Origin of the sequence: Rhodovulum sp. (assembly GCF_011048875.1) — a bacterium.
GTDB lineage: Bacteria > Pseudomonadota > Alphaproteobacteria > Rhodobacterales > Rhodobacteraceae > Rhodovulum > Rhodovulum tesquicola.
In genome coordinates this window covers 1-7,980 of sequence record NZ_DSDD01000193.1, presented here as the reverse complement: position 1 = coordinate 7,980, position 7,980 = coordinate 1, and the positions used below count along the sequence as shown (strand labels likewise).

Below are 7,980 nucleotides of genomic sequence, written 5' to 3'. Positions count from 1 at the left end.
GGTCATGCTAGAGGGCGGCTGGCGAGGTAGCAAATGCAGCAAAGGCAGGCAGAGCATGCGTGAACTTCTCAGACCAATCGGCCTTGTGGCCCTCATGTCGCTGGCCGGCCCCGTGCTGGCGCAGGACGCGGGCGGCACCCCCGAGGCGGCCGAGCCGCCGGTTGCGACCACGGCCGAGATCGAGCGCCTACCGATGGGCGAGGACGCGGCGGACGATGCGCCCCGGGCCTATGTCAAGGAGGTCTTCCAGGATTGGCAGGTGGTCTGCGTCCGGGTGAACGGGGACCGGGAATCCTGCAACATGCAGCAATTGCTGCGGGATTCCGAGGACAACCCGGTGAGCCAAGTCTCGATGGCGCCGCTGCCGCCCGCCGCCGCGCCGCGCGCCGCGGCGGTCGAAATCGCGACGCCGCTGGAGACGTTGCTGAGCGAGGATCTGCGGCTTGGCGTAGATACCGCCGCGCCCAAGCGCTATCGCTTCAGCTTCTGCACACCGCAGGCCTGCTATGCGCGCTTTGCGCTGACCGCCGAGGAGGTCGCAGCCTTCAAGGCCGGGCGTGCCGCCAAGCTCACCATCGTTCCGCTGGTAGCGCCGGACCAGACCGCGGAGATCGCGATGTCGCTGTCGGGCTTCACCGCCGCCTACGACCTGGTGGCCGCGACCCTCGCCGGGCAGTGAGCCGAGACTTGCCGCGGTCCGGGGCACCGGCCCCGGCCGCGGCGCACGCCATCAGGCCCGGCGCAGCGCCAGAACCGCGTTCAGCCCGCCGAAGGCGAAGGCATTGGACAGAACCACATCGACCTGCGCCTCGCGCGCATCGTTGGGCACCACGTCGAGCATGCATTCGGGGTCGAGTTCCTCGTAGCCGATGGTCGGCGCGATCACACCGTCCTTCAGCGCCATGATGCAGGCCAAAAGTTCGACTGCGCCGGTGCCGCCGATCAGGTGGCCATGCATCGACTTGGTGGAGGAGATCATCAGACGGTCTGCATGCGGCCCGAAAACGTCGGCCACCGCCGCGCATTCGGTCTTGTCATTGGCGGCCGTGCCGGTGCCATGGGCGTTGATATAGCCTACATCGGTCGGTGCAAGCTTCGCATCGCGCAGCGCACCTGCGATCGCGCGGGCCGCGCCCTGGCGCGACGGCATCACGATGTCCGAGGCATCGGCGGTCATGGCGAAGCCCACGACTTCGGCAAGGATCTCGGCGCCGCGGGCGCGGGCATGCTCGTACTCCTCGAACACGAAGACCGCCGCCCCCTCGCCCTGGACCATGCCGTTGCGATTGGCGGAGAACGGGCGGCAGGCATCCTTGGACATCACGCGCAGCCCCTCCCAGGCCTTGATCCCGCCGAAGCAGAGCATCGATTCCGAGCCGCCGGTCACGACCACCCGGCTGATGCCCGAGCGGATCAGGTAGAAGGCCTGCCCCATCGCGTGGTTCGAGGACGCGCAGGCGGTGGCCACGGTGAAGGACGGCCCGCGCAGGTTGTAGGCCATCGAGACATGACTGGCCGCGGCATTGTTCATCAGCTTCGGCACGACGAAGGGATGGACGCGGTTCTTGCCCTCTTCGTAGACCGAGCGGTAATTCTCGTCGAGCGTGGTCATGCCCCCGCCCGAGGTGCCCAGCACCACGCCCGCCTCATGCGACAGCTCGCCGCAGAAATCCAGCCCCGATTGCGCGATCGCCTCGCGCGCGGCCATCAGGGTGAACTGGGTGAAGCGGTCGTAAAGCGCGATCTGCTGGCGGTTGAAATAGTCCTCGGGCTTGTAACCCTTGACCTGTCCGCCGATGCGGATCGACAGCCGGTCGATGTCGCGGATGTCCAACTCGCCGATCCCGCAGCGCCCCTCGCGGAAGGCCGTCAGCGTGTCGGGCACATTGTGGCCGAGCGCGTTGATCGTGCCCTGGCCGGTGATGACGACGCGCCTCATGCTTTCTGGTCGGCCACCAGCCCCTCGACGGCGCGCACGATCGCGGCCACCGACGAGATATCGAACTCGCTTTCCGAGGGCTCGTTGGCGTTGAACGGCACCTGGATGTCGAAGGCCTCTTCCATGGCGAAGATCGATTCCACCAGCCCGAGGCTGTCGATCCCCAGATCCTCGAGCGTCGAGTCCATGCTGACATCGGATGGTTCGAGCACGGCCTGCTCGGCGATGATCGCAATCACCTTGTCCTTCACGCTGTCCGGCATCCCTTGCCTCTCTGGCTTATTTGATCGTGGGAGGATCTAGTCGCTTCGCGACAGCTTTGAAACCGCTTTCTGCAATGCAGCTACCTGCGCGAAAAGCCGAGGCAGACGGCGCAGCCCCTTGTAGGCCTCGACATGGGCGTCCATGCGCATCGCGGGGTATCCGAGCAGGACCCGGCCCGCGGGCGCGTTGGTGAAGATCTTGGTCCCGCCGCCCGCGATCACGTCGTCGCCGACAAAGATGTTGTCATTGACGCCGACCTTGCCCGCGAACACCACCCGGTCGCCGATCCGCACCGACCCCGCGATGCCGACCTGCCCGCACAACAGGCAATCGCGGCCGATCACGACGTTGTGGCCGACTTGGACGAGGTTGTCGAGCTTGGTGCCCGACCCAATCCGCGTGTCCCGGATCGTGCCGCGGTCAATGCAGGTATTGGCGCCGATCTCGACGTCATCCCCGATGGTTACCGCGCCCAGCGAATGTATCCGCGTCCAGCCCTGCGCCACCGCGTCGCCGGCATCGCCCAACGTGGCGCGCACGTTCTCGACGGCGGATTTCTCGGGCGTGACGAAAGAGAAGCCGTCCGCCCCGATCACCGCGCCGGGTTGCACGATCACGCGGTCGCCCAGCGTGACGCGCGCGCCGATCCTGACGCCCGCCAGGATCAGCGCATCCGCACCGATCCGCGCCTCCTCGGCGATGAACGCATGCGCCGCGATGCGCGCGCGCGGGCCGATCTCGGCGCGCGGGCCGATGACGACGAGCGGGCCGATCGCGGCACCGTCGCCGATCCGGGCGCCGGGGTCTATCACGGCGGAGGGATGGATGCCCGGCGCGATCTCGGGACCGGGATCCATCAGGCGGGTCAGGTCCGAGAGCGCATAGCGCGGGCGCGGCACGAACAGCGCCGCGCGCAGCCCCAGCGCGCGCCAGTCGGCACCGTCCCACAGGATCGCAGCCTGTGCGCCGCCGCGGGCCAGCCCCTCGGCATAATCGGGCTTCATCGCTAGGGCCAGCGCGTCGGGCCCGGCCTCGGCCGGTTCTGCGGCGCGCGTGATCGTCACCGATCCGTCGCCTTCGAGACGCGCGCCAAGCGCGGTCGCGATCTGGTCGAGTGTGAACGCCATGCCGCCCCCCTGCCCGCGACCGGCACGGCCTGCGCCGTCCGGTCCTGTCGGGTTGCGATTTACCCCCGAACCGGGGCGAGCGCCACCCCGGCGGCCTGCAACGCGTCGAAAATCGCCGCGTCACGGCCATAGACATCGCGGCGATATTGCACCCGCCCGGCGGGCTCGGTGACGGCGGTGCGATAGATGATATGGATCGGCAGCGGATGTTCCAGATCGACCCGCGTCTCGCGCCCGGTGGCAAGCCGCGCGGCGAAGAAGCCCTTGGGGTCGTCGGTCTGGGTGGCCAGCAGCGCATAGGCGAAGTCGAACGGATCGCCCAGACGGATGCAGCCATGGCTGAAGGCGCGCACCTCGCGGTCGAACAGTGATTTCGACGGGGTGTCGTGCAGGTAGATGTTGTAGGGGTTGGGGAACATGAACTTCACCAGCCCCAGCGCGTTGGCCTGCGAGGGCGGCTGCTTGAGGGCGAAGGGGAAGGTGCGCGCGGTGTAGCGCGAGAAATCCACTGCGCCGCGGCTGACCACCCGGCCGCGGGCATCCACCAGTTGCAGATAGCCATGCGCGTTCGGGTTGGCCTGCATCTTGGGAAGGTATTCCTTGACCGCGATCGAGCGCGGGACGTTCCAGGTGGGATTGATGACCATGTGATCCATGACGTCCGAGAACTCGGGCGTGCGCTGGTCGCTGACATTCTTGCCCACGACCGAGCGGGTCTGGAACACCACCTCGCCCGCCTCGACGATGCGGGCGTGGAAATCGGTGATGTTGACCAGAACATGCCGATCGCCCCGGTCGTTGCCCAGCCAGCGCTCGCGCTCCATCGCGACGAGGATGGATTTCAGCCGCTCCTCGGGGGCGATGTTGATCTCGTCCACGGTGCCCGCACCGGCGACGCCATCGGGCTCCAACCCGTGATCGCGCTGGAACGCCTGCACCGCCTTTTGCAGCGCCGCGTCATAGCTGGCGGCGGCGGACCGGGCGAGATAGCCCATGGCGATCATGCGGTTGCGCAGCGCGACCACGGCTGCGCCGGTCTGGCCGGGGCGCAGCGTGCCGGACGGCACGCGCGGACCCCAGCCCCCCTCGGCGATGCGTTGTTCAAGGCGCGTCTTCTCGCGCAGGAGGCGGGCATATTCGGGGCTGCGCGGGGCGAGGCGGCGCAGGACGGCGCCGGGATTGTCGGCCGCGGCCAGCCGGGCCAGCAGGTCGGCCGGGTCGGGCCGGTCGATCTGGCGCTTGATGTCGGTGACCACGCGGCCCGGGTCGATCACGCCCGAGCCGATGTCGCGGGCATAGGAGAGGAACATGCGCGTCGCCATCACCTCGGCCCGGCCGATATCGCGCAGCGTGCGCGCCTCGCGGAAGGCGGCGATCAGCGCGTGGGGATCGTGCCGCGTGGCGGGCAGGCCGTGATCGGGCGCCTGCGCCAGCGCGGTCAGAAGCGCGGCGCGGCGCGCCGCGGCGTCGGCCGTTGTCCAGAAGGCGGCATAGTCGCGGTCGCGGTAGAAGGCGGCGACGGCCACGTCGTCCGACGCCGCCTCGGCCACGGCCTGGCGAAAGGCGGCCTGGTCCATGGCCGCATGGGACGGCAGCGGACCGGCCAGACCCAGAACGAACGCCACGGCGCCGGCCAGCAAGCCGCGACGCAGATCAACAAGACGCATCAACCCATTCCCCTGTCAGGCTTTCCGGTCGCGCAATACCGGCCAACCATCGGCCAATCCATCCGACCTGTCCACATGGAAATCCACAGCCTTGCATCGGGCACGCGCCCCCTGTTGCAGGATTCCAGCGGTCGGCAGGAAACCAAACTGAACCCCAAGTATGAGCAAGTTCTTGCCGGTTTGCCACAGCGCGACTGCCTACGTCGAATCGATGCTTGGCGCAAATGGGCAAATATGCGATAGACTTTTTGGGTCGGAATGACTGGTCCGAGGAAAAAAAACGCCGTGAAATCGCGGCATTGGAACGAAACTGGGGCGGGCGGAGAAAACATGAACATGACCCGGAACGGCATCTCGCGCCGTGGCCTTCTGGCCGCGTTCGCAGCCACCACCGTTGTGGCGGCACCGACTTTCGCAAATGCCTTTGGCGTCCTTCGGGGCGCGGGCGACATCCGGCGGATCCGGATGTATTCGGGGCGCACCGGCGAAAGCATCGACACGATCTACTGGATCGAAGGCGATTACATCAAGGAAGCGGTTAAGGAAATCAACCACTTCATGCGCGACTGGCGGAACGGCCAGACGGTCTCGATGGATCTGCGCAATCTCGATATCATGACGGCGGCGCACAGGCTGCTGGATGTGGACGAGCCCTACATGCTGCTGTCGGGCTATCGCAGCCCGCAGACCAACGCGATGCTGCGCTCGCGTTCGAGCGGCGTGGCCAAGAACTCGCTGCACATGAAGGGTCAGGCCGCGGACCTGCGGCTGAAGAGCCGGTCGGTGGGCCAGATGGCGCGGGCGGCAAGCGCGTGCAATGCGGGCGGCGTGGGAAGCTATTCCGGCTCGAATTTCGTGCATATGGATTGCGGCCCGGTGCGCAGCTGGGGCCGCTGAGGCCAGACGGTCGATACGCAACGAACAAGGCGCCCCACGGGGCGCCTTTTCGCGTTTCGGGGCGCGGGCCGGTCAGTCGACCAGCCGCCAGGTTTCGTGCCGTTCGAGATAGGCTTCCTGCTCGGGGGTCAGGGCGACCTTCTCGGTGCCGGTGATCATCGGACGCACGCCCTCGCGGAAGGAATGACCGATGGTCAGAAGATAGATGTGCAGGATCACGAAGCCCGACACGATATAGGCGACCGCCAGGTGGATATTGGCCACCACCTCCAGCAGGAAGGGCGCATTCGGCAGGGTCTTCCAGAAATTGTAGGTCAGATAGACCAGCCCGGTGCCCCAGACCAGCGGGAAGACCACGGCCTTCAGCGCGGAATAGGCCAGCGCCTGAAGCGGGTTCAGCCGCTGCGCGAGGCTTTTCTGGAAGGGATGGTGTTCGCCCTTGAACACGCCATAGGCATAGTAGCGCGCCACCGCGAAAAGCCCCACCATGCGCGGCAGGAACACCTTCCAGCTGCCCGTGGTGAACAGCCAGAAGGTGGCAAAGACCCATAAGAGCAGCAGCGCCAGCGCGACGATCGTGTGCAGCCGCACCGCCAGTTCAAAGCTGATCAGTCCGTGCACGCCGTTCATACCCAGCCCGGTGAACATCAGGATCACGATGGACCCCGCCTGCGACCAGTGCCAGAGCCGCTCGAAGCGGGGATAGATCAGCACTTCGCGCTCGGTGCAGTCGGGGCATGGCGTGAGCCCGCGTTTGAATGGCGCGGGAGGTTTCACGGCGTCGTCAGTCATGGGTCTTCCCTCCCTTTCCGCCGCGGGTGATGATCCGCAGCACTGTGTGAAGCAGCACGCCCGAGGCCATCGCGAGGAAGAAGGCGATGCCAATCAGCGCGCCCGGGCTGGTCGGGTTCGAGCCGGGCAGGTAGACGCCCGCGATCCCCGCCATGCGGCCCTGCGGGGCGTGGCATTCGTGGCAGTCGACCGCATCGCTTGCGGGCGCGACCATATGGGTGATGGGCCAGTACATATGGGTATCGACGAAACCGTACTGCCCGGAATACTCCTTGCCCGCGGCCGCCATCCCCGCCTCGATCGCCTTGGCCCAGTCGAAATTTGTCCAGTATGCGGTGTCGGTCGTGGGACCCCAGACATTGACATAGGCCAGATGGTTCAGGCCCGCGTCGTAAGCCTGCCGCCCCTCCATCCGCTTGAAGGGCCAGATCCGCGACCGGCCGTCATCCGGGCTGCCCTCGATGCGGTTGATCTCGACCACCTGGGTCGGGTCGATCACCTTGTCGGTGGAGGTGTATTCGACCTGGCCGTTGAACCAGGCGTAATGCGGCACGACATTCTCGCCCCATTCGAAATCGCCCTTTGTGGCAAGATAGGTGTGCCGCGCCGTGCCGTCGCCCTGGACATAGTTCTCTTCATGCGCGGGATTGCCGTCCGCATCCATCCGGCCCGCGGTCGACCAGTCCCAGCCGGTCTTGGTCGCCACCCCGCCCCGGGCGAAGCTGGGGATGTGGCAGGTCTGGCAGGCGATGCGGTCGACATGGTCGTTCAGCTTCCTGCCGGTGACCGAGAATGCCTTGTGCGGCGCATTGCCGTGACAGCTTTCACAGGTGGCGACGTCCTGGCGGATCTGGCCAGGCTTGCCGGTGCCCCCGGGGTCCATCGCGTGGACGTCATAGCGCGAGCCTGCAAAGACGTGCTTGTCGGAATGGTGGCAGGTCGAGCAGGTGAAATTCTCGCCCTCGGCCGACATGTGGACATCGACATCGAGGCTGGGGTGATACAGCGCAGACGACAGGTCGCCGTGCTTCACGTTGTCCCCGCCGCCGCCGTAGAAATGGCAGGAGCCGCAATTCTCGCGCCCGGGCGCGCCCACGCTTTGCGCGGCCTTCTTCAGGTCCACCGCCCAGGCGTCCGCACCGGTGATGGTCTCGCCCTTCGCCTCGAGCGGCGGGTGGCCGGCAGCCGAGTCGAGCTTGGTGTATTGGCCCGAGGTGTCATGGCAGGCCAGGCAATCGACCGCCGTGGCCTCGCTCGGCGGAGGGGCGCTCATGTCGGTCCAGCCATAGCCGGT

The 7,980-nt window shown here is 66.9% G+C and carries 8 protein-coding genes; 2 read left to right on the top strand and 6 right to left on the bottom strand.

What is annotated here, in order from left to right; all coding sequences use genetic code 11:
* Positions 1-55 precede the first annotated feature (55 nt).
* Positions 56-679, top strand: coding sequence for an invasion associated locus B family protein (locus ENN83_RS06795; protein ID WP_287185454.1), 624 nt, complete (start codon positions 56-58; stop codon positions 677-679).
* A gap of 51 nt (positions 680-730) precedes the next feature.
* On the opposite strand, the gene ENN83_RS06790 is transcribed toward ENN83_RS06795, so the two are convergent.
* From ENN83_RS06790 to ENN83_RS06775, 4 genes are read right to left on the bottom strand one after another with little or no spacing between them, the layout of a single operon-like run.
* Positions 731-1,939, bottom strand: a complete 1,209-nt coding sequence (locus tag ENN83_RS06790) for a beta-ketoacyl-[acyl-carrier-protein] synthase family protein (protein WP_287185453.1) — start codon at positions 1,937-1,939, stop codon at positions 731-733.
* The gene (locus ENN83_RS06785; protein ID WP_287185451.1) at positions 1,936-2,202 is read right to left on the bottom strand and encodes an acyl carrier protein; all 267 of its coding nucleotides are present in this window, start codon (positions 2,200-2,202) and stop codon (positions 1,936-1,938) included. The genes ENN83_RS06790 and ENN83_RS06785 overlap by 4 nt, the downstream gene beginning before the upstream one ends.
* Positions 2,203-2,238: 36 nt before the next feature.
* A complete protein-coding gene (gene lpxD, locus ENN83_RS06780; RefSeq protein ID WP_287185449.1) occupies positions 2,239-3,330 on the bottom strand; it encodes a UDP-3-O-(3-hydroxymyristoyl)glucosamine N-acyltransferase in 1,092 nt (363 codons plus the stop codon).
* Positions 3,331-3,389: 59 nt separating this feature from the next.
* Positions 3,390-4,997: a L,D-transpeptidase family protein gene (locus ENN83_RS06775; RefSeq protein WP_414707628.1), complete on the bottom strand. Its 1,608-nt coding sequence runs from the start codon at positions 4,995-4,997 to the stop codon at positions 3,390-3,392.
* Between the two features lie 330 nt (positions 4,998-5,327).
* Between ENN83_RS06775 and ENN83_RS06770 the strand changes: the two genes are divergently transcribed.
* Positions 5,328-5,894 (top strand): YcbK family protein, encoded by a 567-nt coding sequence (locus ENN83_RS06770; RefSeq protein WP_287185447.1) that lies wholly within the window; start codon positions 5,328-5,330, stop codon positions 5,892-5,894.
* A 72-nt stretch (positions 5,895-5,966) separates the two neighbouring features.
* Here the strand turns inward: ENN83_RS06770 and ENN83_RS06765 are convergent, their stop codons facing one another.
* The gene (locus ENN83_RS06765) at positions 5,967-6,686 is read right to left on the bottom strand and encodes a cytochrome b/b6 domain-containing protein (RefSeq protein ID WP_287185445.1); all 720 of its coding nucleotides are present in this window, start codon (positions 6,684-6,686) and stop codon (positions 5,967-5,969) included.
* The coding region (locus ENN83_RS06760) for a tetrathionate reductase family octaheme c-type cytochrome (protein ID WP_287185444.1) at positions 6,679-7,980 on the bottom strand (1,302 nt) is incomplete at its 5' end. The genes ENN83_RS06765 and ENN83_RS06760, both read right to left, overlap by 8 nt.

Bases quoted from the DNA above. Each gene is read 5' to 3' on its own strand.
- ENN83_RS06775 (WP_414707628.1), bottom strand. From the start codon at position 4,997: ATGCGTCTTGTTGATCTGCGTCGCGGCTTGCTGGCCGGCGCCGTGGCG.
- ENN83_RS06785 (WP_287185451.1), bottom strand. From the start codon at position 2,202: ATGCCGGACAGCGTGAAGGACAAGGTGATTGCGATCATCGCCGAGCAG.
- ENN83_RS06765 (WP_287185445.1), bottom strand. From the start codon at position 6,686: ATGACTGACGACGCCGTGAAACCTCCCGCGCCATTCAAACGCGGGCTC.
- ENN83_RS06795 (WP_287185454.1), top strand. From the start codon at position 56: ATGCGTGAACTTCTCAGACCAATCGGCCTTGTGGCCCTCATGTCGCTG.
- lpxD (WP_287185449.1), bottom strand. From the start codon at position 3,330: ATGGCGTTCACACTCGACCAGATCGCGACCGCGCTTGGCGCGCGTCTC.
- ENN83_RS06790 (WP_287185453.1), bottom strand. From the start codon at position 1,939: ATGAGGCGCGTCGTCATCACCGGCCAGGGCACGATCAACGCGCTCGGC.
- ENN83_RS06770 (WP_287185447.1), top strand. From the start codon at position 5,328: ATGAACATGACCCGGAACGGCATCTCGCGCCGTGGCCTTCTGGCCGCG.